Raw genomic sequence first — 25,135 nt, 5'->3', positions numbered from 1 at the left:
TGCAGGGGAGTAGATGCAGGGGAGTACTGGGTGACTGCGGTGGCGACTCGGCCCAGCAACGGCGCCGGCGATGACGGCCCGGACGGACCCGACATCCTCGCGGTGGCGCGCCGGCAGGTGCTCGAACACGGTATGGGGCTGGACCGCGAGCAGGTGCTCCAGGTGCTGCGGCTGCCCGATGCCCGGCTGCAGGAGCTGCTGACCCTGGCCCACGAGGTGCGGCTGCGCTGGTGCGGCCCCGAGGTCGAAGTCGAGGGCATCATCAGCCTGAAAACCGGTGGCTGCCCGGAGGATTGCCACTTCTGCTCGCAGTCGGGGGTGTTCGACTCGCCGGTGCGCAGCGCCCGGCTGGACATTGCCGGCCTGGTCGAGGCGGCCAAGCAGACCGCCAAAACCGGGGCCACCGAGTTTTGCATCGTGGCCGCGGTGCGCGGGCCCGACGAGCGGTTGATGGCCCAGGTGGCCGCCGGTATCGAGGCGATTCGCCGCGAGGTCGACATTCAGATCGCCTGCTCGCTGGGGATGCTCACCGCCGACCAGGCGCGGCGGCTGGCGGCAATGGGTGTGCACCGCTATAACCACAACCTCGAAACCGCGCGCTCGTTTTTCCCGAACGTCGTCACCACCCACACCTGGGAAGAGCGCCGGCAGACGCTGTCGATGGTGCGCGAGGCCGGCATGGAGGTGTGCTGCGGCGGCATCCTGGGCCTGGGGGAGACCTTGGCGCAGCGTGCCGAGTTCGCTGCCGAGCTGGCCGAACTCGGCCCCGACGAGGTTCCGCTGAACTTCCTTAACCCGCGGCCCGGCACCCCCTTCGGGGAGCTGGAGGTGATGCCGGCGGTCGAGGCGCTCAAGGCCGTCGGCGCGTTTCGGCTGGCGCTGCCGCGCACCGTGTTGCGATTCGCCGGCGGCCGGGAGATCACCCTGGGTGACCTCGGGGCCAGGCAGGGGATTTTGGGCGGCATTAACGCGGTGATCGTCGGCAACTACCTGACCACGCTCGGCCGTCCCGCCGCGGCCGACCTGGCGTTGCTCGACGACCTGCAGATGCCGATCAAGGCACTCAACGCCAGCCTCTAGCCAGCCTCTAGTCAGCCCGTAGCCAGCCTGTAGCCAGCCCCTAGCCAGCCGGTAGAAACTGGAGATTGTGCCTCCGCAATTGCCCGCCCCGATCGGCGCGGGTGTGTACAACGTTTACACCGGTGTCAGCCACCGGGACGAGCCGGCCGGCGCCGCGGTGCCGGCGGCGGCCCAGTTGGGCTTGGAGCCGCCGCGCTTCTGCGCGCAATGCGGCCGGCGGATGGTCGTGCAGGTGCGGCCCGACGGCTGGCGGGCGACATGTTCGCGGCACGGGCAGGTGGATTCGGCCGACCTGGAGGTACCGCCATGACCAACCAGCCGGGCGATCACGCCCCGCGCACGTCGCAAACGCGAGCGGTCGTCGTCGTGGTGGCGGGGCTGGCCGTCACCGGGGTGGTGATCGGAGCGTTGTGGGCGTGGATCGCTCCGCCGATCCACGCCGTGGTGGCGCTGCAGCGTTCGGGTGAGCGTCTGTTGGACTACCTGGGCGTCGAGTCCGAGCATTTCTTCGTCGCGGCGGTGCTGATGCTGGGCTTGTTGAGCGTGGTTTCGGTGGTGGCCGCGGTGCTGGTGTGGCAGTGGCGGGAGCACCGGGGGCCGGCGATGGTCGCCGGGCTCACACTCGGTTTGGTGGCCGCGGCCGCGGCCGGGGCCGCGGTGGGAGCCCTGCTGGTGCGGCTGCGATACGGGGCGGTCGATGTCGACGGCGCACCCCTCACCCACGACCACCCGGTGTCCTATGTCACCGAGGCGCCGCCGGTGTTTTTCGGTCGCGGGCCGGTGCAGATCGCCGCCACCCTGTTGCTGCCGGCCTCGACGGGTGCGCTGGTGTATGCCCTGCTGACCGCCGCCGCCACCCGCGACGACCTGGGCCGCTATCCGGCGGCACCGCCACCGGATAGCGCGGTGAGGGGTGTCACCCGGGGCCGGAAGGTAGTCACCGCGGGCGGCGATGGACCGCCCTGCCGGTGAGGATCTTCGCCGCGATCACGCCCAGGCGCACCATGCCGAGATAGGTCAGCGGGTTGAGCAGTGTCGGCCACGTCGTCCTGATCACATGCCGGCTTAGCGGCCGGCCGGCAAACCGGTCCTGCAACCATCGCATCGTCATCGGGGCGGACAGCGGATGCAGCAGGATGTGGTCGCAGAACGCGTCCCGGTGGTAGGTGACGTGCGCTCCGCCCGCGGAGTACGTCTCGGCCAGCGCGTCGACGTCGGCGACGTCGACGAGAAAATCGTGTACGGCCTGCACGATCAGCACCGGCGGCGCGGGCACCGCCGTGCCGAGTTTGATGTCCGCGAAGACGTGCCGCACCTCCGGCATCGCCAGGATCTCCTCCAGCGGCCGGTCCAGGTATTTGCCCACATCCTTTTTCGCCATCCGGACGACCGCGGCCGCCGTGGTCATGGTCTCCAGCCGGCGCAGCAGCGCGCGCCCGGTGTCGTTGGTGTGCTCGCGGATCACCCGGTCCAGGTCCGGGTAGACGTGCGCCAGCGCGGCGATCACCATCGCGGGCAAACCGGCGAGCAGGCCGCCGTTGAGCCGGCGGAAGGCGTGGCCCAAATCGCCGACGGGTGATCCCAGCACCGCGCCGACGACGTTCAGCTCGGGTGCGTAGTCGGCGTAGACCTCGGCGGCCCACGCGGTCGCCAGCCCACCGCCGGAATACCCCCACATCGCGACGGGCGCCGACGCCGACAGTCCGAAGCGCTCGAAGCTCAGCGCCGCGCGGGCCCCGTCCAGGATGCAGTAGCCCGGTTCGTACGGCGCGCCCCACAGACCCCTGGGCCCCTCATGGTCGGGCACCGAGACCGCCCAGTCCTCGGCCAGCGCGGCGGTGATCAGCAGGAGCTCCAGCTGCGGCAGCGCACCGATCACCCGGGCGTGCCGCCGCAGCGCATAGGAGGGAAAGCAGCGCGATGTCACCGCATCGATCGCGCACTGATACGACAGCAGCGGGCAGGTTCGGTGCGACGGGATCCGCTCGGGAACGACCACCGTGGTCACGGCGGCCTGGGGTTTCCCGTGCACGTCGGTGGTGCGGTAGAGCAGCTGGGTGGCGGTGGTCCGCTGGGGTATCAGGCCCAGATACGCCAGCTCGACGTCGCGCGAACGCAGCACGGTTCCCGGCGCGGCGTGCTGAAAGCCGGCTGGCGGCAGGTAGAAGGGATCCTCTGACGGCGGCCGCGGGCGGGCCGTGCGGTCCAGCTCCTCATGCGGCGGCTTGCCGATCCATTGCGCACCGCTGGTGGTCGCGGCCCCGAGAAGGTCCATCGGGGCATTGTTGCTGAAGAGCGGTTTAAGAATCCAGTCAGCTCACCCGGGCGGGCGCAGCGCGGCGAATTCGTCGGTGACCCGCAGCCGCGAGTCGGTGAAGCGGTACCGGGCCGCCGGACGCCCGCCGCTGCGCCCGGACCGCGCGAGGGTGCCGGTCTGGGTGATGACGCCGCGGCGGGTCAACACCCGTTGCAGGTTGGTGGCGTCGACCTGGTACCCCAACGCCGCGCTGTAGATGTCGCGCAGCGTGGACACCACGAATTCGCTTGGTGCCAAAGCGAATCCGATATTGGTGTAGGACATCTTGGCGACCAGCCGGCTGCGGGCGTGGGTCACCATCGGCCCGTGGTCGAACGCCATCGGCGGCAGCGAGGTGACCGGGTGCCAGCGGGTGTCGGGTGGCAGTTCGGGGGTGGCGGGAAACGGCACCAGCCCCAGAAACGTCGCCGCGATGACCCGCCGCCCCGGCACCCGGCCGGGATCGGAGAACACCGCGAGCTGTTCCAGATGCGCGACCTCTCGCAGATCCACCTTCTCGGCCAATTGGCGGCGAACCGAGATGGTGATGTCCTCGTCGTCGCGCAGCCTCCCGCCCGGCAGTGCCCACGCGCCGCGGTGCGGTTCCCGTGCCCGTTGCCACAACAGCACGTGCAGCTGTGGTTTCTCGGTGCCGCGCCCGGTCTCGGCGCGGCGAACCTGGAACACCACGGCGAGCACTTCGTGGTCGGTGCTACTATGGGGCATGTTTTCGATTGTAAGTCGAAAACCCCGGCACGGGCGAAAGGAACGGCTATGACGGTCCTGAATCGTGCGGACACCCGGGCTCGGCCCGGCGGCGACCTGCGTGCGGATATCAGCGACTCGCCCACCGGTTACACCGGGGTGCAAGCCGACGAGCGATGGGCGGCGGAGATTCGGCGGTTGGCCAAGGCGCGTAACGCCACCATCCTGGCGCACAACTACCAGGTGCCCGCCATCCAAGACGTCGCCGATCACGTCGGTGACTCGCTGGCGCTGTCGCGGATCGCCGCCGCCGCGCCCGAGGACACCATCGTGTTCTGCGGTGTGCACTTCATGGCCGAGACCGCCAAAATTCTCAGCCCGAACAAGACGGTGCTCATCCCGGATCAGCGGGCCGGCTGCTCGCTGGCGGACTCGATCACTCCCGATGAGCTGCGCGCCTGGAAGCGGGAGCACCCCGGAGCGGTGGTGGTCTCCTACGTCAACACCACGGCGGCGGTGAAGGCGCTCACCGACATCTGCTGCACCTCGGCGAACGCTGTGGACGTGGTCAACTCCATCGACCCGGATCGCGAGGTGCTGTTCTGCCCGGACCAATTCCTCGGCGCGCACGTTCGCCGCGTGACCGGGCGCGCCAACCTGCATGTGTGGGCCGGTGAATGCCACGTGCACGCCGCCATCAACGGCGCCGAGCTCACCGAACAGGCCCGCGCCCACCCCGATGCCGAGTTGTTCGTGCACCCCGAGTGCGGCTGCGCCACCTCCGCGCTGTATCTGGCTGGGGAAGGTGCCTTCCCGGCCGAGCGGGTGAAGATCCTGTCCACCGGGGGAATGCTCGACGCCGCGCGCACCACCCGGGCGCGGCAGGTGCTGGTCGCCACCGAGGTCGGCATGCTCTACCAGCTGCGCAACGCCGCCCCCGGAGTCGACTTTCGGGCCGTCAACGGCCGTGCGACCTGCAAATACATGAAGATGATCACGCCTGCGGCGCTGTTGCGCTGCCTGGTTGAGGGTGTCGATGAAGTCGATGTCGATCCGCAGACGGCCCGGCTGGCGCGACGCAGCGTGCAGCGGATGATCCGGATCGGGCGGCCGGGCGGCGGCGAATGATCCCCGCGCCGCAGTGGGAACGGCGCACCGACGTCGTGGTCGTCGGCACCGGTGTCGCCGGGCTGGCCGCCGCGCTGGCCGCGCACCGCGCCGGGCGCAGCGTCGTGGTGCTCAGCAAGGCCGAGCGGACACCCGGGGCGACCGCCACGTTTTACGCCCAGGGCGGCATCGCCGTGGCGCTGCCGGACACCGACGACTCGGTGGACGCCCACGTGGCCGACACGCTGGCCGCGGGCGCGGGTCTCTGCGACCCCGACGCGGTGTCCTCGATCGTCGCCGACGGATATCGTGCGGTGGCCGAATTGGTCGGTGGCGGAGCACAATTCGATGAATCACTGCCCGGCCGGTGGGCGCTGACCCGGGAAGGCGGCCACTCGCGGCGGCGGATCATCCACGCCGGCGGCGACGCCACCGGGGCGGAGGTGCAGCGGGTGCTCGACCGTGCGGCGGCCGCGCTGGACGTGCGCACCAACCACGTGGTGTTACGGGTGCTGCACGACGGTGCGGCGGTGACGGGCGTCTGGGTGCTCGGCCCGGGGGGCTTCGGGATCGTGCACGCGCCCTCGGTGGTCCTGGCCACCGGCGGGCTGGGCCACCTGTATGCCGCGACCACCAACCCCGAGGGTTGCACCGGCGACGGCATTGCGTTGGCGTTGTGGGCCGGTGTGCCGGTCAGCGACGTCGAGTTCATCCAATTCCATCCGACCATGCTCTTCGACGGCCGCACCGGCGGCCGTCGCCCGCTGATCACCGAAGCCCTCCGCGGTGAGGGCGCGGTATTGTTTGATAGCCAAGGCAATTCAGTAACGGCGGGCATTCACCCGATGGGGGATCTGGCGCCGCGTGACGTGGTCGCGGCGGCCATCGACGCGCGGCTGAAGGCCACCGGCGACACGCACGTCTACCTCGACGCCCGGGCTGTCGCGGATCTCGAATCGCGGTTTCCCACCGTCACGGCCGCCTGCCGGGCGATCGGCGTCGATCCCCTGCGCCAACCGATTCCGGTCGTTCCCGGGGCGCACTACAGCTGCGGCGGCGTGGTCACCGACGTCGACGGGCGCACCGAGCTGCCGGGGTTGTTCGCGGCCGGCGAGGTGGCCCGCACCGGGATGCACGGCGCCAACCGGCTGGCCTCCAACAGCCTGCTGGAAGGCCTTGTCGTCGGGGGCCGCGCGGGGCGGGCCGCCGCCGCGCACGCCGCGGCCGTCGGGCGCACCCACGCGAGAACACCCGATCCGGTGCCGCAGCCGGCGATGCCACGCGGCCGGCTGCAGCGGGCGATGGCCCGGGACGCCTCGGTGGTTCGCACCGCCGGCGGACTGCGTCGGTTGACCGACATGCTGGCCGCGGCACCCGTTCGCCGGGTGGCGAGCCGTGCCGATTTCGAGGACGTGGCGCTGACCGTGACGGCGCGGGCGGTGACCGCCGCCGCCCTGGCCCGTGAGGAGAGCCGGGGCTGTCATCATCGCGCCGACTACCCCAACGCCGCTGCGGATCAGGCCCGCAGCGTCGTGGTCCGACTGGCGGGGGGAGCGGTGCACGTCGAGGCGCCGGCGGGGGTGTGCTGATGGCCGCGCCGGCGGGGACGCGGCCTGACGCGGCGCAGAGCGGCGGCACGGCGTCGCTATCCGGTGCCGAGCTGGATGCGGCCCGGGCCACGATCCGTCGTGCCCTGGATGAGGATCTGGGCTACGGCCCGGACATCACCACATTGGCCACCGTGCCCGAAGGGGCAACGGTCAGCGCGGCGCTGAGAGCCCGCGAGCCCGGGGTGATCGCCGGGGTGGACGTCGCGCTGCTGGTGCTGGACGAGGTGCTCGGGCCCGGCGGCTACCGGGTGCTCGACCGTGTCGAGGACGGCGCGCGGCTGCGGCCGGGCGCGGCGCTGCTGCGGGTGCAGGCCGACACCCGTGGCCTGCTGACCGCGGAGCGGACCCTGCTGAACCTGCTTTGCCACCTGTCCGGGATCGCCACCGCGACGGCGGCCTGGGTCGACGCCGTGCGCGGCACCAAGGCCCGGATCCGGGACACCCGCAAAACCCTGCCCGGGCTGCGGGTGCTGCAGAAATACGCGGTCCGCGTCGGCGGCGGCGTCAATCACCGCCTCGGGCTGGGGGACGCCGCGCTGATCAAAGACAACCACGTCGCGGCGGCGGGATCGGTGGTGGCCGCGCTGCGGGCGGTGCGCGCGGCGGCACCGAACCTGCCGTGTGAGGTCGAAGTCGACTCGCTGGAGCAGTTCGACGAGCTGCTGGGCGAGGAGCCGGAGTTGGTGCTGCTGGACAACTTCACGATCCCGCAGACCCGGGCCGCGGTGCAGCGTCGTGATGCTCGCGCGCCCGCCGTCAAGCTGGAGTCCTCCGGCGGGCTCACCCTGGACACCGCCGCCGGCTACGCCGGCACCGGGGTGGATTACCTGGCCGTCGGCGCGCTGACCCACTCGGCGCGGGCGCTGGATATCGGGTTGGATCTTTAGCGAAAGGCGGGGGCGAAGGCGGGGGCGCCTGGCCGGGCCGAGACGCGACGATGTCGGGTCGGGCCGTTCTGGGACAATGGTCGAATGAGCACCTCGGCACCGTTGATGGCCCGGATCGACCTGCGGGGCGCCCGGTTGTCGGCCGCCCGATTGCGGGCGTCGCTGCCGCGCGGTTCCGCCGACGTGGATGCGGTGCTGCCCACGGTGCGCCCGATCGTGGCGGCGGTGGCCGCGCGGGGGGCCGAGGCGGCGCTGGAGTTCTGCGAGTCATTCGATCACGTGCGGCCCGCGGCGGTGCGGGTCGCGCCGGCGGAGCTGGACGCCGCGCTGGCTGGGCTGGCGAGCGATGTCCGCGACGCCTTGCAGGTGGCGATCGCGCGGACCCGTGCGGTGCACGACGGGCAGCGCCGCAGCGACCACAGCACCCGACTGGGGCCGGGGGCGACGGTCACCGAGCGTTGGGTTCCCGTCGAGCGGGTGGGGCTGTACGTTCCCGGCGGAAATGCCGTCTACCCCTCCAGTGTGGTGATGAACGTGGTGCCGGCGCAGGCCGCTGGGGTCGGTTCGCTGGTGGTGGCCAGCCCACCGCAGCCGCGATTCGGCGGACGGCCGCACCCGACGATCCTGGCCGCCGCCCGGCTGTTGGGTGTGGCCGAGGTCTGGGCGGTCGGGGGGGCCCAGGCGGTGGCGCTGCTGGCCTACGGCGGCACCGATACCGACGGGGCCGAGCTGGCGCCGGTCGACATGATCACCGGGCCCGGCAATATCTACGTCACGGCCGCCAAGCGGCTCTGCCGCTCGCGGGTGGGTATCGACGCCGAGGCCGGGCCGACGGAGATCGCCATCCTCGCCGATCACACCGCGGATCCGGCTCATGTCGCCGCGGATCTGATCAGTCAGGCCGAGCACGACGAGATGGCCGCCAGTGTGCTGATAACGCCCAGTGCGCAGTTGGCCGACGCCACCGAGAGCGAACTGGCTTCTCAAGTGGCCGGCACCGTGCACCGCCAGCGGGTGACGGCCGCGCTGAGCGGCAGCCAGTCGGCGATCATCCTCGTCGACGATCTGGACGCGGGGGTGCGCACGGTCAACGCCTACGCCCCCGAGCACCTGGAGATCCACACCGTTGACGCGCCCGGTGTGGCTGCCCGAATCCGTTCCGCCGGTGCGATTTTCGTCGGCCCCTGGTCGCCGGTCAGTCTCGGCGACTACTGCGCGGGTTCTAACCACGTGTTGCCCACCGCGGGCTGCGCCCGGCATTCCGGCGGCCTGTCGGTGCAGACCTTCCTGCGCGGCATTCATGTCGTCGACTACAGCGAAGCGGCGCTGAAAGACGTCTCCGGGCACGTGATCACCCTGGCCGAGGCGGAGGACCTGCCCGCGCACGGCGAGGCGATCCGGCGGAGGTTCGAGCGATGAACCCCACGCTCGGGGAGCTGCCGCTGCGCGACGACCTGCGCGGAAAATCACCCTACGGGGCGCCGCAGTTGGCGGTTGCGGTGCGGCTGAACACCAACGAGAACCCGCATCCGCCCAGCCAGGCGCTGGTCGACGACCTGGTGCGCTCGGTGCGGGCGGCGGCCGTGGGGCTGCATCGCTACCCCGACCGTGATGCGCTGGCCCTGCGCGCCGACCTGGCCCGCTACCTGAGCGCGCAGACCGGAGCCCGGCTGGGTGTGGAAAACATCTGGGCCGCCAACGGGTCCAATGAGATCCTGCAACAGCTGCTGCAGGCCTTCGGCGGGCCGGGGCGCAGCGCGATCGGCTTCGTCCCGTCCTATTCGATGCACCCGATCATCGCCGGGGGCACCCACACCCGATGGATTCCGGTCATGCGGGCCGAGGACTTCCGCCTGGACGTCGACGCCGCCGTTGCCGCGGTCACCGAGCACCGGCCCGACGTGGTGCTGCTCACCAGCCCCAACAACCCTTCCGGGCAGAGTGTCTCGCTGCCCGAGCTGCGCCGGCTGCTGGACGCGGTACCGGGCATCTTGATCCTCGATGAGGCCTACGGCGAATTCTCCCGGCAGCCCAGCGCGGTGGCCCTCCTCGAGGAATATCCGGCCAAGCTCGTCGTCACCCGCACCATGAGCAAGGCTTTTGCCTTTGCCGGCGGACGGCTGGGATATTTGGTCGCCACACCCGCGGTCGTCGAGGCGATGCTGCTGGTGCGCCTGCCGTATCACCTGTCGTCGGTCACCCAGGCCGCGGCGCGCGCCGCGCTGCGGCACGCCGACGACACCCTGGCCAGCGTCGCGACGCTGGTCGCCGAGCGCGAACGGGTCTCGGCGGCGTTGAGCCGCATGGGGTTTCAGGTCATCCCCAGCGACGCCAACTTCGTGCTGTTCGGACGGTTCGCCGACGCGCCCACCGCCTGGCGGCGCTACCTGGACGCCGGTGTGCTGATCCGCGACGTGGGTATCCCCGGATATCTGCGCGTCACCACGGGATTAGCCGAGGAGAACGACGCGTTTCTGGATGCCAGCGCCCGCCTTGCCGCCACCGAGCTGGCCCAACCCCTAGGAGCACCGTGACACTCACCACCGGCAGCCGCCGCGCGCGGATCGAACGCAGCACCCGGGAGTGCGCAATCGTCGTCGACCTCGACCTGGACGGCGCCGGCCGGGCCCACATCGACACCGGTATCGGGTTTTACGACCACATGCTGACCGCGCTGGGCAGCCACGCGAGTTTCGATTTGACCGTGCGTGCCACGGGCGATGTCCACGTCGACGCCCACCACACCATCGAGGACACCGCGATCGCGCTCGGTCAGGCGCTGGGCCAGGCGCTCGGCGACAAGACGGGCATCCGCCGGTTCGGCGACGCGTTCGTCCCGATGGACGAGACGCTCGCCCACGCCGTCGTCGACGTGTCCGGGCGGCCGTACTGTGTGCACAGCGGCGAACCGGATCACCTGCGGCACTTCACGATTGCGGGCAGCGGGGTGCCCTACCACACGGTCGTCAACCGGCACGTGTTCGAGACGCTGGCGGCCAACGCCCGGATCGCGCTGCATGTGCGCGTCCTCTACGGCCGCGACCCGCACCACATCACCGAGGCCCAGTACAAGGCCGTGGCCCGCGCGTTGCGCCAGGCCGTCGAAGCCGATCCCCGGGTAAGCGGGGTGCCGTCCACCAAAGGCGTTCTGTGAAAAGCAAATCCGTTGTAATCCTGGACTACGGCTCGGGCAATCTGCGGTCGGCGCAACGCGCGCTGCAGCGGGTCGGCGCCACGGTGGAGGTGACCGCGGATGCCGGCGCCGCCTTGGCCGCCGACGGGCTGGTGGTTCCCGGCGTCGGGGCGTTTCAGGCGTGCATGGCGGGTTTGCGGGCAATAGGCGGGGATCGGATCATTGCCGACCGGGTTTCGGCGGGGCGCCCGGTGCTGGGGGTCTGTGTGGGCATGCAGATCCTGTTCGCCCGCGGCGTGGAGTTCGGGATCGAGTCGCCGGGCTGCGGGCAGTGGCCCGGCGCGGTGACCCGGCTGGACGCCCCGATCGTGCCGCACATGGGCTGGAACGTGGTGACCGCGGCGCCCGGCAGCGCCCTGTTCAAGGGCCTAAGCGCCGATACCCGGTTTTATTTCGTGCACTCCTACGCCGCGCAGTGCTGGGAAGGCGCGCCCGACGCGCTGCTGAGCTGGGCCACCCACCACGTCCGGTTTTTGGCCGCGGTCGAGGACGGCCCGCTGGCGGCCACCCAGTTTCACCCCGAGAAAAGCGGGGACGCCGGAGCCGTGCTGTTGAGCAACTGGGTCGACGGACTATGAGGACTATGAGGACTATGAGGACTATGAGGACTTCGAGGGCTATGAGGAGGAACTCCCCGAGAGTGTGCGGGAGCCGTCGTGCCCCGGCGGAACGGGGTGGCTGATGGCGCTGATCGTGTTGCCCGCGGTGGACGTTGTCAACGGTCGCGCCGTTCGTCTGGTGCAGGGCCGAGCCGGCAGCGAAACCGAGTACGGTTCGGCGCTCGACGCCGCGCTGGGCTGGCAGCGTGACGGCGCGCAGTGGGTGCACCTGGTCGATCTGGATGCCGCCTTCGGGCGGGGGTCCAACCGCGAACTGCTGGCCGAGGTCGTCGGTAAACTCGACGTGAACGTCGAGCTGTCCGGCGGTATCCGCGACGACGAGTCGCTGTCCGCGGCGCTGGCCACCGGGTGCGCCCGGGTCAATCTCGGAACCGCGGCGCTGGAGAACCCGGACTGGTGCGCGAAAGTCATTGCCCGCCACGGCGAGAAAATCGCCGTCGGCCTGGACGTCCAGATCATCGACGGCCGGCACCGGTTGCGTGGGCGCGGTTGGGAAACCGACGGTGGCGACCTGTGGGAAGTAATGGAACGCCTTGAGGCGCAAGGATGTGCGCGGTTCGTCGTCACCGATGTCAGCAAGGACGGCACGCTGAGCGGTCCCAATGTGGAGCTGCTCGCGCGGGTCGCCGAGCGCACCGGCGTCCCGCTGATCGCGTCCGGTGGGGTGTCCAGCCTGGAGGACCTGCGCGCCCTCGCCGGGCTGGCGGGCCGCGGGGTGGAGGGCGCCATAGTGGGTAAAGCGCTGTACGCGGGGCGGTTCAGTCTGGCCCAGGCGCTGGCGGCGGTGCGATGACGGTGGACCTCGGGGATCTCGATGCGTTGGTGGCCGAGGCGTCGGCGATCCTCGACGCGGCGGCCGAGCCGTTCATCGCCGGGCACCGTGCCGGTTCGGCGGTCCGCAAAAAAGGTGACGACTTCGCCACCAAGGTCGATCTCGAGATCGAGCGCCGGGTCGCCGATGCGCTGGTCGCGGCCACCGGCATCAGGGTGCACGGCGAGGAGTTCGGCGGCCCGGACATCGGCTCGTCGTTGCTGTGGGTGCTCGATCCCATCGACGGGACGTTCAATTACGCCGCCGGGTCCCCGATGGCCGCGATCCTGTTGGGCCTGATGCACGACGGGGATCCGGTGGCGGGCCTGACCTGGGTGCCGTTCACCGGTCAGCGCTACACCGCGGTGGCGGGTGGGCCGCTGATCAAAAACGGTGTGCCGCAGCCGCCGCTGGAAGCCGGGGAGCTTTCCGAGTCGATCATCGGCGTGGGCACCTTCAACGTGGACTCGCGCGGGCGCTTTCCGGGACGCTACCGGCTGGCCGTGCTGGAAAACCTCAGCCGGGTGTCGTCGCGGCTGCGCATGCACGGCGCCACCGGCATCGACCTGGCGTATGTTGCGGACGGAATCCTCGGTGGTGCAGTCAGTTTCGGTGACCACGTGTGGGATCACGCCGCCGGGGTGGCGCTGGTGCGGGCCGCCGGCGGCATCGTGACCAACCTGGCCGGTGAGCCCTGGACCCCGGACGCCCGCTCCGCCTTGGCCGCCGCCCCGGGCGTGCACTCCCAGATGCTGGAGATCCTGCAGCGCACCGGCAGACCGGAGGATTACTGATGGGTGCCGCTAACGGTGTCGCGGTGCGGGTGATCCCGTGCCTAGACGTCGACGACGGCCGGGTGGTCAAGGGCGTCAACTTCGAAAACCTGCGCGACGCCGGTGATCCCGTCGAACTTGCGGCCGCCTACGACGCCGAGGGGGCCGACGAGTTGACGTTTCTCGACGTGACGGCCTCCTCCTCGGGGCGGGCCACCATGCTCGAGGTGGTGCGCCGCACCGCCGAGCAGGTATTCATTCCCCTCACGGTGGGCGGTGGGGTGCGCAGCGTGGCCGATGTCGACGCGTTGCTGCGCGCCGGGGCCGACAAGGTTGCGGTCAACACCGCCGCGATCGCGCGGCCGGACCTGTTGGGGGAGCTGGCCCGGGCTTTCGGCTCGCAGTGCATTGTGCTCTCCGTCGACGCGCGCACGGTGCCCGCCGGCGCGGCGCCGACGGCCTCGGGCTGGGAGGTCACCACGCACGGCGGGCGCCGCGGCACCGGCATCGACGCGATCGAGTGGGCGGTCCGGGGCGCCGAGCTGGGGGTGGGGGAGATCCTGCTCAATTCGATGGACGCCGACGGCACCCGGGCCGGCTTCGACCTGCCGATGCTGCGGGCGGTGCGCGCCGCGGTGCGCCTGCCGGTGATCGCCAGCGGCGGCGCCGGGGCGGTGGAGCATTTCGCGCCCGCGGTCCGCGCCGGCGCCGATGCGGTATTGGCGGCCAGTGTTTTTCACTTCCGCCAGCTGACCATCGCCCAGGTGAAGGCCGCGATGGCGGCCGAGGGGATCACGGTGCGATGACGCTCGACCCGGCCATCGCGGCCCGGCTTAAACGCAACGCCGACGGGCTGTTCACCGCGGTGGTGCAAGAGCGCGCCAGCGGCGAGGTGCTGATGGTCGCCTGGATGGACGACGAGGCCCTGGCCCGCACCCTGGCCACCCGCCGGGCCACCTATTTTTCCCGCTCCCGCGGCGAGCACTGGGTCAAGGGCGCGACCTCGGGGCACACCCAGCATGTGCATTCGGTGCGCCTGGACTGCGACGGTGACGCGGTGCTGCTGCTGGTCGACCAGGTCGGCGGTGCCTGTCACACCGGGGATCACAGCTGCTTCGACGCCGACGTGCTGCTGGCACCCGAGGACTGAGGTCTCGCCGGGGCGCTCACTCGCTATCCGCTCCGCCCCTGTCGATCGCTTGTCTCGATCGCTTGTCTCGATCGCTTGTCCACAGTTGGGCATTCATCCCCAGGTTGCCGGCCGGGCCGCCGCGGGCGTCGGAGGGCCCGACTAACCCCAAGTTACGGCGGTATGTTCGATGGCTCGTTGCCGGAGGGTGCGGCGCTGGCGGGGGCCGATGACGCGACGCTGGTGGCGGCGATCGCCGGCTGGGCGCGGGCGGAGGCCGCCGCGTCGGCGCGCCGGCTGGCGGCCATCGCCGAGCTGGTCGCCCGCCGCGTCGACGGAGGCTCCCCCGAACGCGGGCGGTGGTCCTGCGATAACTGGGACGCCATGGCCGCTGAAGTCGCCGCCGCCCAGGGCATGAGCCATGCCATGGCGTTGGGGCAGATGTCTCTGGGTGTGGCGTTGCGTGACCGGCTGCCCCGGGTGGGTGCGTTGTTCGCCGAGGGCATTATCGGTGCGCGGTTGGCGGCGGCGATCGTGTGGCACACCGAATTGATCAAAGACCCCGAAACACTGCGGCTGGTCGATAAGACCCTGGCCGGGGACGCGGCACGCTGGGGGCCGCTGTCTGTCAACAAAACCGCGGAGGCCATCGAGGCGGTGGTGGATCGTTTTGACCCGGGGGCGTTGCGGCGCACCCGGGCGACCGCGCGCAGTCGCGATGTGGTCATCGACAGCGCCCACCAGGAGGCGGGCACCGCGGCCCTGTGGGGCCGGCTATTTGCCACCGACGCGGCGGTGCTGGATCGTCGGCTCACCCAGATGGCCCATGAGGTGTGTGATGGCGATCCGCGCACCATCGCCCAGCGTCGCGCCGATGCGCTGGGGGCGCTGGCCGCCGGCGCCGGGGGGCTGGCGTGCTGCTGCGCCAGCCCCGACTGCCCGGTCGGCGCCGACGATGATGAGCGCGCGGCGAGCGTGGTCGTCCACATCGTCGCCGGTGAAGCGGCGCTTCACGGTCAGCCCGACCCGCACATCTCGGGTGAGCCGCCCACCCCGCGACCCATCACCGGCGAGACCCCGCTGGCTGAGGCGCTGGCCCCCGATCCCGAACCCGATCCGCCCGTCGCCGGGACCGCACCGCCGGCCGCCGTGCTCACTACCGGTGGGCTGATACCCGGCCCGCTGCTTACCGAGCTGATCCGGACCGGGGCCAAGGTCCGCCCGGTGTGCCATCCCGGCGGGGCGGTGGTGCCCGAACCCGGCTACCGCCCCTCGGCCGCGCTGGAGCGGTTCATCCGGTGCCGGGATATGACGTGTCGGTTCCCCAACTGCGATCGACCCGCCGAGCTTTGCGATATCGACCACACCATCGCGTGGCCGCTCGGGCCGACCCACCCATCGAATTTGAAATGCCTTTGCAGAAAGCATCATTTGCTGAAAACTTTCTGGACCGGTGCCGACGGTTGGCGCGACCAGCAGCTGCCCGACGCCACCGTCGCGTGGACCGCACCCACCGGGCACACCTACATCACTCGCCCGGGCAGTCGATTGCTGTTCCCCGCGCTGTGCCTGCCTACCGGCGAATTGCCATCTGCCCCAACGGTTTATCGGCAGCCTGGTGAGCGCGGGATCATGATGCCCACGCGGTGCCGCACCCGGGAACACGACCGTGCCCGCCGCATCGACGCCGAGCGCGCGCTTAACGCCGCCCACATCGCCGAGCGCAACCAACCGCCGCCGTTTTAGCCGCCGCGCGTCTGCAGCCCGTCGGCAGCGCCGAGCGCCGCGCGGACCCATTCGCCACGGCTAACCGCCGGCTCGATACGGTCTCGCCGGATCGCCTCGGCACTGACCGGAGGGGCCACCACGGCGGGCACCCGGAAGGAGAAGTGCCGTTCGTCGGTGGCGATCGCCAGCAGGGCATCGGTGTCGGTCAACCCGTTGGCCCGCATGGTCTCTTCCGCCCACCTGATGGGTCTGAGGCCGGCGAAATTGCTGACATAGACCACCCACAGGCGGACGTTGCGCTCGAGGTAGAGCGTATCGATGGCCCGTTGCACCGTGGCGCGGCCGGAAGCTGTCAGCACACCGGATTGATCGGTGATATAGCGCGACAGCCGGATCGGCGGCGCCGGCGCGGACGCGGCGACCACACCGGAGGGTGACGAATGCGCGTGTCGCACCAGGTGCGTGCCGAGTACCGCGGCCGCCGCGATCAGCGCGACGGTGGCGATGACGGGGATCAGCATCGCCGGTCGCCGGCGCCGCCGCGGCGGCGTGCCCTGCGACGACCCGCCGGGAGAGGCCCCGGTTAGCGCCGCCGCGAAATCCGAGCAACTCGGGTACCGATCGCCGGGATCCTTGGCCAGCGCTTTACCGAAAACGGCGTTCAGACAAGCTAACTCGGGCCGGCGCTCGCCGATAGGCGGCGGTGGCGCGGACAGGTGGCCGCTGATGACGACCGCCGGGTTGGAGTGGGGAAACGGGGGTGAGCCGGTCAGCAGGTGAAAAGCGGTGCACCCCAGGGCATATTGGTCGGCTCGGCCATCGGTGTCGGCGCCCGTGAGTTGCTCGGGGGCGCAGTAGGCCGTGGTGCCGACCATCATGTTGGTCGCGGTCAGGCCGCTGATGTCACCGAGGTGGCGGGCGATGCCGAAATCGGCAAGCATGATCCGGCGTCCACGCGTGGTGCCCTCGCCGAGCAGGATGTTGGCGGGTTTGACGTCGCGGTGCAGCAAGCCGCGCGCATGCGCGTAATCGAGGGCGTCGGCAACGGCGGTGACGATTTCGACCACCTCGGCTCGCGGCATGCCGGACGGGTAGCGGTGGCGCAGCAGCTGCGCAGCGTCGGTGCCCGGCACATAGTCCATCGAGATCCACAACCGGCCCCGGGCTTCCCCCCGGTCGTGAATGCCGATGATGTTCGGGTGCGACAACTGCGCGGCCAGCGCCGCTTCCCGGCTGAACCGTTCCCGAAATTCACGGTCGGCGCTGAGGTGGGCGGGCAGGATCTTCAGCGCGTCGCGGCGGGGCAGGCGGGGATGCTGCGCCAGATACACCTCACCCATGCCCCCGGTGCCCAGCCGCCGCAGGATGGTGTATCCGGCGAACACGTCACCTTCTCGTAGGCCATCCGTGAGCGGCATGCGAGCATGCTAATCCAGGACGTTTAGCGCCAACGCGCCAACGCATGCCGGATGCCTCGACCCGGCGGTCGTATTCGATTGCGCCCCAACAGGTTGCACGCAACCGGCTGCCCCGGCGGGCCGAAGGGAACCGCGCCGGGCCGGCGGTTAGCCGCGGGACCGCAGCGTGGCCAACGCCTTGTCGGCGTGGGCGTTGAAGCTGAGCTCGCCGCCGATCACCTCGAGCAGCCTGCGGTCGGTGTCGATGACGAACGTGGTGCGCTTGACCGGCATCAGCTTTCCGAGCAGGCCACGCTTGACGCCGAACATGGCGGCGACCGTGCCGTCGGAATCGGACAGCAGCGGGTAGTCCAAGCCGTGATCGCCGGCGAAGGTGGCCTGTTTGGTCACCGGGTCGGTGCTGATGCCCACCCGGGACGCCCCGACGGCGGCGAATTCGCCGGCCAGATCGCGAAAGTGGCAGGCCTCGCGGGTGCATACCGGCGTTCCGGCGGCGGGGTAAAAGAACAGCACCACCGGCCCGCCGGCAAGAAGCTCGCTGAGCCTGCGCGGTGCTCCGGTCTGGTCGGGAAGCTCGAAGTCGGGCACGCTGTCACCGGTTTTCATGGGAGCCACGCTACGCCGGGGGCCGACGCCGCGTCTGCGAAGATGAGGGGGTGCACGCTGACCTGGCCGCCACTACCTCGCGGACGGAATTCCGCGCGCTGGCCGCCGGGCATCGGGTGGTTCCGGTGACACGCAAGGTCTTGGCGGACGCCGAGACGCCGCTGTCGGCCTACCGCAAACTGGCCGCCAATCGTCCGGGCACATTCCTGCTGGAGTCGGCCGAAACCGGGCGGTCATGGTCGCGGTGGTCCTTCATCGGCGCCGGGTCGCCGTCGGCGCTGACGGTGCGCGACGGCGAGGCGGCGTGGTTGGGGGCGGTGCCGCGGGACGCCCCCACCGGCGGGGACCCGCTGCAGGCGTTGCGGGCCACCCTCGAGCTGCTGGCCACCGCGGCGCTTCCCGGGCTTCCCCCACTGTCGGGCGGCATGGTCGGCTTTTTCGCCTACGACCTGGTGCGACGGCTGGAACGGCTGCCCGAGCTGACCGTGGACGACCTCGGGTTGCCCGACATGATGCTGCTGCTGGCCACCGACATGGCGGCCGTCGACCACCACGAGGGCACCATCACCCTGATCGCCAACGCGGTCAACTGGAACGGCACCGACGAGCGGGTCGATGAGGCCTACGACGACGCCGTGGCACGCCTGGACGTGATGACCGCGGCGCTGGCCCAACCGCTGCCGTCGACCGTCGCAACGTTCAGCCGGCCGGAGCCGAAACACCGCGCGCAGCGCACCGTCGACGAATACGGCGCGATCGTCGAGCACCTGGTCGCGCAAATAGCGGCCGGTGAGGCCTTTCAGGTGGTGCCCTCGCAGCGCTTCGAGATGGACACCGGCGCCGATCCGATCGACGTGTACCGGATGCTGCGGGTGTCCAACCCGAGCCCCTACATGTATCTGCTGCACGTGCCCGACGAGCATGGGGAGCTGGCGTTTTCGATCGTCGGGTCCAGCCCGGAGGCGCTGGTCACCATCCAGGATCGCTGGGCGACGACCCATCCGATCGCCGGAACCCGCTGGCGGGGGCGCACCGAGGAGGAGGATCAGCAGCTGGAAAAAGAGCTGCTGCGCGACGACAAGGAACGCGCCGAGCATCTGATGCTGGTCGATTTGGGCCGCAACGATCTCGGGCGGGTGTGCGTGCCGGGCACCGTTCGCGTCGAGGACTACAGCCACATCGAGCGCTACAGCCACGTGATGCACCTGGTGTCCACGGTGACCGGGATGCTTGCCGAGGGCCGCACCGCCCTGGACGCGGTGATCGCCTGCTTTCCCGCGGGCACCCTGTCGGGCGCGCCGAAGGTGCGGGCCATGGAGCTGATCGAGGAGGTGGAAAAGACCCGCCGCGGCCTCTACGGCGGGGTGGTCGGCTACCTCGACTTCGCCGGCAACGCCGATTTCGCGATCGCCATCCGCACCGCCCTGATGCGCAACGGCACGGCCTACGTGCAGGCCGGCGGTGGGGTGGTGGCCGATTCCAACGGCCCCTACGAATACACCGAGGCGGCCAACAAGGCCCGCGCGGTGTTGAACGCGATCGCCGCGGCGGAGACGCTGACCGAGCCCGCGACGGGTTCCGCCCCAGGGACGGCGATGACCCGACCCGGACAGGAGGCGGACGGTGACGGCCGACCCTGAGCGACGGGGCCGGGTGCTGATCGGTGCCGCCCAGGTGTTGCTTGCGGTTTCCGCCGGGGCGTTGTGGGTGGCATCGCGGCTGCCGTGGGTGGTGATCCACTCGTTCGACGGGCTGGGGCCGCCCAGGTCCGCGACGCTCTCCGGGGCGTCGTGGTCGACGGCGCTGCTGCCGCTGGCGCTGCTGTTGCTGGCCATCGCCGTGGCCGCGGTCGCCGTGCGCGGCCGCCCGCTGCGGATGGTCGCGGTGCTGGCGGCGCTGGCGAGTCTGGTGATCGGTTATCTCGCAATCAGTTTGTGGGTCATCCCGGATGTGGCGGTGCGGGCGGCCGATCTCGCGCACGTCCCGGTGGTGTTCCTGGTGGGCAGCGAGCGGCACTACGCCGGCGCGACGGCGGCGCTGGCCGCGGGGATGGGCACGCTGATGGCCGGCGTGCTGTTGATGAGGTCGGCCGCGATCTCGGGGGCTTCGCGGGCGTCGAAATACCTGGCGCCGGCGGCGCGCCGCTCGGCCGCGGCCGCTGAGGACACCCCGGTGTCCCAGCGCGCCCTCTGGGAGGCGCTTGACGAGGGCCGTGATCCGACCGATCAGCCCGAGAATTCCGCGGGGGCGGGCGATCACGAATCCGGCACCGAATCCGGCACCGAGGGTCGGTGACGAAGCGTCCGTCGGCGCTCGCTACCCTTCGATGGACGTTGTCACGAACCGGTGGGACCGGGGGAAGGAACCGGCAGGGCATGAGTCCGGTAACCGTGCTCGACTCCATCATCGAGGGAGTCCACGCGGATGTTGCCGCTCGTGAGGCCGCGGTAAGCCTGTCCGAGGTCAAGGCGGCCGCCGAAGCGGCACCGCCGCCACTCGACGTGATGGCGGCGTTGCGGGCACCCGGTATCGGCGTTATCGCCGAGGTCAAACGCGCCAGCCCGTCGGCGGGCCGACTGGCGCCGATCGCCGACCCGGGGAAACTGGCCCGGGCCTATCAGGATGGTGGTGCCCGAATCATCAGCGTGGTGACCGAGGAACGGTGTTTTCACGGAAGCCTGGCCGATCTGGACGCGGTGCGGGCGGCGGTGTCGGTACCGGTCTTGCGGAAAGATTTCGTGGTGCGGCCCTACCAAATTCACGAGGCGCGCGCACACGGGGCCGACATGCTGTTGCTCATCGTCGCTGCGTTGGATCAGTCGGCGCTGGTGTCGATGCTGGACCGCACCGAGTCGCTGGGCATGACCGCGCTGGTGGAGGTGCACACCGAGGAGGAAGCCGACCGGGCGTTGCGGGCCGGCGCGAAGGTGATCGGGGTCAACGCCCGCGACCTCACGACGCTGGAGGTGGACCGGGACTGCTTTGCGCGGATCGCTCCCGGCTTGCCGACCGACGTGATCAGGATCGCCGAATCCGGGGTGCGCGGCACCGCCGACCTGCTGGCGTATGCGGGCGCGGGCGCGGATGCGGTGCTCGTCGGTGAAGGCCTGGTCACCAGCGACGATCCCCGGGCGGCGGTTGCCGATCTGGTTGCCGCCGGCACGCATCCATCCTGTCCGAAGCCGGCTCGCTGACCCCGATGAGGCGCCCATGCCGAACCCGGTGAACCCGATGAGCCGGTTATGCGTTAAAGCCTCGTGATGATGCCACACCGCGGCCCGGATCTGCCACGCCCGAGTGCGGCCGTGGCCGAACCCACCCGCCACGAACCCGACGCACACGGTCATTTCGGCGGGTACGGCGGTCGCTATGTCGCCGAGGCGTTGATGGCGGTAATCGAGGAGGTCACCGCCGCCTATGAGAAAGCGCGCACCGATCACGGGTTCCTGGAGCTTCTCGATACCCTGCAGGCCAACTACGCCGGCCGGCCGTCCCCGCTGTACGAGGCCGCACGCCTGCGTGAGCACGCCGGTGGGGCACGGATCTTCCTCAAGCGAGAAGACCTGAACCACACCGGTTCTCACAAGATCAACAACGTGCTCGGGCAGGCCCTGCTGGCCCGCCGGATGGGCAAGACCCGGGTGATCGCCGAGACCGGCGCCGGTCAGCACGGGGTGGCCACCGCCACCGCGTGCGCGTTGCTGGGCCTGGACTGTGTGATCTACATGGGTGCCGTCGACACCGAGCGCCAGGCGCTCAACGTGGCGCGGATGCGGCTGCTGGGTGCGCAGGTCGTCTCGGTCGACTCCGGCTCCAAAACGCTCAAGGATGCGATCAACGAAGCATTCCGCGACTGGGTCACCAACGCCGACACCACGTATTACTGCTTCGGCACCGCGGCCGGCCCGCATCCGTTCCCGATGATGGTGCGGGATTTTCAGCGGATCATCGGCCTGGAGGCGCGCGCGCAAATCCTAGATCAGGCGGGCCGGCTGCCCGACGCGGTCGTGGCCTGCGTCGGCGGGGGATCCAACGCGATCGGGATTTTCCACGCCTTCCTCGACGATCACGGTGTCCGGCTGGTGGGGTTCGAGGCAGCGGGGGATGGCGTGCAGACCGGCCGGCATGCCGCCACGTTCACCGGCGGTTCTCCGGGGGTATTCCAGGGATCGTTTTCCTACCTGCTCCAGGATGAGGACGGGCAGACCATCGAATCCCATTCGATCTCGGCGGGCCTGGACTACCCCGGTGTGGGCCCGGAACACGCCTGGCTCAAAGAGACCGGGCGGGCGGAGTACCAGCCCGTCACCGACGCCGAGGCGATGGCGGCGTTCGGCGTGCTGTGTCGCACCGAAGGCATTATTCCGGCCATCGAATCCGCGCACGCGCTGGCCGGGGCCCTGAGGCTGGGATGCGAGCTGGGCCGGGATGCGGTCATCGTGGTGAACCTCTCCGGCCGCGGCGACAAGGACGTGGAGACCGCTGCCAAGTGGTTCGGCCTGCTCGAGGATCGGGGCAGTGGCGGATGATGACTGCCGGCCAAAGCCGAATGAGCCAAATGAGCAGACTGGCACCGCTTTTCGACTCCTGTCGGCGGGACGGCCGGGCGGCGTTGATCGGTTACCTGCCCACCGGGTTCCCCGACGTGCGGACCTCCGTGGACGCGATGAAAACCCTCATCGAATCCGGTTGCGACATCGTTGAAGTCGGTGTGCCCTACTCGGATCCGAGCATGGACGGCCCGACCATCGCCAGGGCATCCGCGGCCGCGCTTCGCGGCGGGGTGCGGGTGCGCGACTCGGTCGCCGCGGTCGAGGCGATCAGCGCCGCCGGCGGCCGAGCCGTGGTGATGACCTACTGGAATCCGGTGCTGCGCTACGGGGTTGATGCGTTCGCCCGAGACCTCGCGGCGGCCGGCGGCCAGGGCGTGATCACGCCCGATCTCATTCCCGATGAGGCCGACGAATGGATGGCCGCATCCGAGCGGCACGGGCTGGACCGCATCTTTTTGGTGGCGCCGTCATCGACCCCGCAGCGGCTGGCGATGACGGTCGAGGCGTCGCGGGGGTTCGTCTACGCGGCATCGACGATGGGTGTCACGGGTGCCCGTGACGCGGTGTCGCGCGCGGCGCCCGAACTGGTGCGCCGGGTGAAGGCGGTGTCCGACATCCCGGTGGGCGTGGGGTTAGGGGTGCGCTCGCGAGACCAGGCCGCCCAGATCGGGGCCTACGCCGATGGCGTCATCGTGGGATCGGCGCTAGTGTCGGCTTTGGCCGCCGGCCTGCCCGAGCTGCGTAAGCTGGCCGGGGAACTCGCTGCCGGTGTGCGCCAAAGGATCTCCACGCTATGACCAGTCTGCCCGGCTATTTCCCCAGCCCGCCGCGCGGGGTCTGGCACCTCGGGCCGATACCGATTCGTGCCTACGCGCTGTGCATCATCGTCGGCATCGTGGTCGCGCTGGTGATCGGCGACCGTCGCTGGGAAAACCGTGGAGGCGAACACGGCGCGATTTACGACATCGCGCTGTGGGCGGTTCCTTGTGGGCTTGTGGGCGGGCGGCTGTATCACCTCATCACCGATTGGCGAACCTATTTCGGTAGCGGCGGTGTCGGGCTGGGCGCCGCGCTGCGCATCTGGGACGGCGGCCTGGGCATTTGGGGCGCGATAGCCCTCGGCGGTGTCGGCGCGTGGATCGCTTGCCGGCGTCGTGGCATCCCGTTTGCGGCTTTCGCCGACGCCGCGGCCCCGGGCATTGTGCTGGCGCAGGCCATCGGCCGGCTGGGAAACTATTTCAACCAGGAGCTCTACGGCCGGGAAACCACGCTGCCGTGGGGCATGGAGGTGTTCTACCGCCGCGACCCCGACGGATACGTGGACGTGCATTCCCTCGATGGCGTCTCCACCGGGCAGGTGGCGCTCGTCGTGCAACCGACGTTTCTCTACGAATTGCTGTGGGACGTTTTGGTTTTTGCCTTGCTGATCTATGCGGACCGGCGGTTCACGATCGGCCACGGCCGCTTGTTCGCGCTCTATGTCGGCGGTTACTGCGTCGGACGGTTTTGGATCGAGCTGCTGCGTGCCGATCCCGCCACCCACATCGCCGGGATCCGGATCAATTCCTTCACCTCGACGTTCGTGTTCATCGGCGCGGTCGTCTACTTCATCCTGGCCCCGCGGGGCCGCGAGGACCCGGCGACCCTGCGCGGTGCCCGTCGTGCCGAGGCACCCGCGGTCCCCGAGCCGGTGGCGCAGGCCGCAGCCGCCGCGCCGGCGTCCGGTGCGACCGCGGCGGTCATGGTCGCCGACCGTGACGACGGCGAGCCGGTTGACGTCACCACCGACGCTACCGAGACCGAGGCTGGTCCCGCGGAAGAGGAGGCGCCGGAAACCCCGGGGGAGTCGCCGGCCGAGGCGCCAGCCGCTCAAGGCGATGACATCCAGGCCGCCTCGGCGGAAGCCGACGAGGCAGCCCCCGAGGGTGGGGCCGCACCCGCGACGGTAGCGCCCGAGGCGGCACAACCCGTCGATGAGAGCGACGTCGGCTCGCTCGGCGATGCCGGCCGCCGGCGCTGGTGGAGCCGATTGGGCGGCCGTCGGCGTTGACGTCCGGTCAATCGTCAAACGAACGCGCGCCGTCTTTAGCCGTTCTGGCATCCTGAACAGCGTGACCGAACATCCTGACCGGACGGGGACGTGATCCCCGGGGCCGCCCGCAACGCGACGCGATCCGATCCGCCGTGCCGGGGCGGGTGGGTGATCGCGGGATTGGTGCTGGCCGGTGCGCTCGGTTACCTCGGATTCGTCGACCCCCACGATCGTCACGCCGTGTACCCGCCATGCCCGTTCCGGCTGCTCACCGGCTGGAACTGCCCCACCTGCGGGGGGTTGCGGATGGTGCACGACCTGCTGCACGGCCACCTTGCGGCCGCCGTGAGCGACAACGTGGTTTTGCTTGTCGGCATCCCGGCGCTGGCGTCCTGGCTGCTGCTGCGCCGTCGCCGCGACCAACCGGCCCTGCCGGCGCCGGTGATCGTGACCCTCGCGGTGGCGGCGATCGCCTGGACGGTGCTGCGTAACCTCCCCGGTTTTCCGCTGGTTCCGACCACTCTCGGCGGATAGCCGCACGGGAAAGCCGCGCCCGCGAACCGCAATGTGAGACCGAATTCACAGCG

At 70.4% G+C, this 25,135-nt stretch carries 26 protein-coding genes; 22 read left to right on the top strand and 4 right to left on the bottom strand.

The window, feature by feature from the left end; translation table 11 throughout:
* Window positions 1–30: 30 nt before the first annotated feature.
* The 3 genes from bioB (at window position 31) to QJR12_RS16015 (ending at window position 2,052) form a co-directional block, all read left to right on the top strand.
* Window positions 31–1,080, top strand: a complete 1,050-nt coding sequence (gene bioB, locus QJR12_RS16025; RefSeq protein WP_300584202.1) for a biotin synthase BioB — start codon at window positions 31–33, stop codon at window positions 1,078–1,080.
* Window positions 1,081–1,147: 67 nt separating this feature from the next.
* Window positions 1,148–1,390 carry a hypothetical protein gene (locus QJR12_RS16020; RefSeq protein ID WP_300584200.1) on the top strand — a complete coding sequence of 81 codons (243 nt, stop codon included), beginning with the start codon at window positions 1,148–1,150 and terminating at the stop codon, window positions 1,388–1,390.
* The gene (locus QJR12_RS16015; RefSeq protein ID WP_300584198.1) at window positions 1,387–2,052 is read left to right on the top strand and encodes a DUF2567 domain-containing protein; all 666 of its coding nucleotides are present in this window, start codon (window positions 1,387–1,389) and stop codon (window positions 2,050–2,052) included. The genes QJR12_RS16020 and QJR12_RS16015 overlap by 4 nt, the downstream gene beginning before the upstream one ends.
* Here QJR12_RS16015 and QJR12_RS16010 read toward each other — a convergent pair.
* Together QJR12_RS16010 and QJR12_RS16005 are read right to left on the bottom strand one after the other, a co-directional pair.
* Window positions 2,018–3,355, bottom strand: coding sequence for a lipase family protein (locus tag QJR12_RS16010; RefSeq protein WP_300584196.1), 1,338 nt, complete (start codon window positions 3,353–3,355; stop codon window positions 2,018–2,020). The genes QJR12_RS16015 and QJR12_RS16010 overlap by 35 nt on opposite strands.
* 42 nt (window positions 3,356–3,397) lie before the next feature.
* Window positions 3,398–4,102 (bottom strand): NUDIX domain-containing protein, encoded by a 705-nt coding sequence (locus tag QJR12_RS16005; RefSeq protein WP_300584194.1) that lies wholly within the window; start codon window positions 4,100–4,102, stop codon window positions 3,398–3,400.
* Between the two features lie 48 nt (window positions 4,103–4,150).
* On the opposite strand from QJR12_RS16005, the gene nadA reads away from it, so the two are divergent.
* From nadA to QJR12_RS15945, 12 genes are all read left to right on the top strand, one after another.
* Window positions 4,151–5,209 (top strand): quinolinate synthase NadA, encoded by a 1,059-nt coding sequence (gene nadA / locus QJR12_RS16000; RefSeq protein ID WP_300584192.1) that lies wholly within the window; start codon window positions 4,151–4,153, stop codon window positions 5,207–5,209.
* Window positions 5,206–6,777, top strand: coding sequence for an L-aspartate oxidase (locus QJR12_RS15995; protein ID WP_300584190.1), 1,572 nt, complete (start codon window positions 5,206–5,208; stop codon window positions 6,775–6,777). The genes nadA and QJR12_RS15995 overlap by 4 nt, the downstream gene beginning before the upstream one ends.
* On the top strand, window positions 6,777–7,685 hold the full coding sequence (gene nadC / locus QJR12_RS15990) for a carboxylating nicotinate-nucleotide diphosphorylase (RefSeq protein ID WP_300584188.1): 909 nt from the start codon (window positions 6,777–6,779) through the stop codon (window positions 7,683–7,685). Before QJR12_RS15995 ends, nadC begins: the two co-directional genes overlap by 1 nt.
* A gap of 102 nt (window positions 7,686–7,787) precedes the next feature.
* Window positions 7,788–9,104: a histidinol dehydrogenase gene (gene hisD / locus QJR12_RS15985; RefSeq protein WP_300584278.1), complete on the top strand. Its 1,317-nt coding sequence runs from the start codon at window positions 7,788–7,790 to the stop codon at window positions 9,102–9,104.
* A complete protein-coding gene (locus QJR12_RS15980) occupies window positions 9,101–10,219 on the top strand; it encodes a histidinol-phosphate transaminase (protein ID WP_300584187.1) in 1,119 nt (372 codons plus the stop codon). The genes hisD and QJR12_RS15980 overlap by 4 nt, the downstream gene beginning before the upstream one ends.
* On the top strand, window positions 10,216–10,839 hold the full coding sequence (gene hisB, locus QJR12_RS15975) for an imidazoleglycerol-phosphate dehydratase HisB (protein ID WP_300584186.1): 624 nt from the start codon (window positions 10,216–10,218) through the stop codon (window positions 10,837–10,839). Before QJR12_RS15980 ends, hisB begins: the two co-directional genes overlap by 4 nt.
* Window positions 10,836–11,456, top strand: coding sequence for an imidazole glycerol phosphate synthase subunit HisH (gene hisH, locus QJR12_RS15970; protein WP_300584184.1), 621 nt, complete (start codon window positions 10,836–10,838; stop codon window positions 11,454–11,456). The genes hisB and hisH overlap by 4 nt, the downstream gene beginning before the upstream one ends.
* Window positions 11,457–11,556: 100 nt before the next feature.
* The gene (gene priA / locus QJR12_RS15965; protein ID WP_300584276.1) at window positions 11,557–12,291 is read left to right on the top strand and encodes a bifunctional 1-(5-phosphoribosyl)-5-((5-phosphoribosylamino)methylideneamino)imidazole-4-carboxamide isomerase/phosphoribosylanthranilate isomerase PriA; all 735 of its coding nucleotides are present in this window, start codon (window positions 11,557–11,559) and stop codon (window positions 12,289–12,291) included.
* Window positions 12,288–13,103 carry an inositol monophosphatase gene (locus QJR12_RS15960; RefSeq protein ID WP_300584182.1) on the top strand — a complete coding sequence of 272 codons (816 nt, stop codon included), beginning with the start codon at window positions 12,288–12,290 and terminating at the stop codon, window positions 13,101–13,103. The genes priA and QJR12_RS15960 overlap by 4 nt, the downstream gene beginning before the upstream one ends.
* Entirely contained in the window at window positions 13,103–13,888 is a 786-nt protein-coding gene (gene hisF / locus QJR12_RS15955; protein WP_300584180.1) for an imidazole glycerol phosphate synthase subunit HisF, read from the top strand. The genes QJR12_RS15960 and hisF overlap by 1 nt, the downstream gene beginning before the upstream one ends.
* On the top strand, window positions 13,885–14,232 hold the full coding sequence (gene hisI / locus QJR12_RS15950; RefSeq protein WP_300584179.1) for a phosphoribosyl-AMP cyclohydrolase: 348 nt from the start codon (window positions 13,885–13,887) through the stop codon (window positions 14,230–14,232). Before hisF ends, hisI begins: the two co-directional genes overlap by 4 nt.
* A 162-nt stretch (window positions 14,233–14,394) precedes the next feature.
* The gene (locus QJR12_RS15945; protein WP_300584177.1) at window positions 14,395–15,957 is read left to right on the top strand and encodes an HNH endonuclease signature motif containing protein; all 1,563 of its coding nucleotides are present in this window, start codon (window positions 14,395–14,397) and stop codon (window positions 15,955–15,957) included.
* On the opposite strand, the gene QJR12_RS15940 is transcribed toward QJR12_RS15945, so the two are convergent.
* A complete protein-coding gene (locus tag QJR12_RS15940) occupies window positions 15,954–17,357 on the bottom strand; it encodes a serine/threonine-protein kinase (protein WP_300584173.1) in 1,404 nt (467 codons plus the stop codon). The genes QJR12_RS15945 and QJR12_RS15940 overlap by 4 nt on opposite strands.
* Window positions 17,358–17,504: 147 nt before the next feature.
* Window positions 17,505–17,963: a peroxiredoxin gene (locus tag QJR12_RS15935; RefSeq protein ID WP_300584171.1), complete on the bottom strand. Its 459-nt coding sequence runs from the start codon at window positions 17,961–17,963 to the stop codon at window positions 17,505–17,507.
* 50 nt (window positions 17,964–18,013) lie between these two features.
* Here QJR12_RS15935 and QJR12_RS15930 point away from each other — a divergent pair, with 50 nt between their 5' ends.
* The 7 genes from QJR12_RS15930 (at window position 18,014) to QJR12_RS15900 (ending at window position 25,082) form a co-directional block, all read left to right on the top strand.
* Window positions 18,014–19,603, top strand: a complete 1,590-nt coding sequence (locus tag QJR12_RS15930) for an anthranilate synthase component I (RefSeq protein ID WP_300584169.1) — start codon at window positions 18,014–18,016, stop codon at window positions 19,601–19,603.
* Window positions 19,604–19,619: 16 nt separating this feature from the next.
* Window positions 19,620–20,258 (top strand): TIGR02234 family membrane protein, encoded by a 639-nt coding sequence (locus tag QJR12_RS15925; protein ID WP_300584275.1) that lies wholly within the window; start codon window positions 19,620–19,622, stop codon window positions 20,256–20,258.
* Between the two features lie 80 nt (window positions 20,259–20,338).
* A complete protein-coding gene (gene trpC / locus QJR12_RS15920; RefSeq protein WP_300584167.1) occupies window positions 20,339–21,157 on the top strand; it encodes an indole-3-glycerol phosphate synthase TrpC in 819 nt (272 codons plus the stop codon).
* 66 nt (window positions 21,158–21,223) lie between these two features.
* The gene (trpB, locus tag QJR12_RS15915) at window positions 21,224–22,492 is read left to right on the top strand and encodes a tryptophan synthase subunit beta (protein ID WP_300584165.1); all 1,269 of its coding nucleotides are present in this window, start codon (window positions 21,224–21,226) and stop codon (window positions 22,490–22,492) included.
* Entirely contained in the window at window positions 22,492–23,313 is an 822-nt protein-coding gene (gene trpA, locus QJR12_RS15910; protein WP_300584273.1) for a tryptophan synthase subunit alpha, read from the top strand. Before trpB ends, trpA begins: the two co-directional genes overlap by 1 nt.
* Window positions 23,310–24,566 (top strand): prolipoprotein diacylglyceryl transferase, encoded by a 1,257-nt coding sequence (gene lgt, locus QJR12_RS15905; RefSeq protein ID WP_300584164.1) that lies wholly within the window; start codon window positions 23,310–23,312, stop codon window positions 24,564–24,566. The genes trpA and lgt overlap by 4 nt, the downstream gene beginning before the upstream one ends.
* A gap of 162 nt (window positions 24,567–24,728) precedes the next feature.
* The gene (locus QJR12_RS15900) at window positions 24,729–25,082 is read left to right on the top strand and encodes a DUF2752 domain-containing protein (protein WP_366526319.1); all 354 of its coding nucleotides are present in this window, start codon (window positions 24,729–24,731) and stop codon (window positions 25,080–25,082) included.
* Window positions 25,083–25,135: the final 53 nt, after the last annotated feature.

It is taken from the genome of Mycobacterium sp., from assembly GCF_029961025.1.
Taxonomy (GTDB): Bacteria; Actinomycetota; Actinomycetes; order Mycobacteriales; family Mycobacteriaceae; genus Mycobacterium.
Note: the sequence above shows the minus strand (reverse complement) of the source record. Positions and strands in the feature narration are given on the sequence as shown.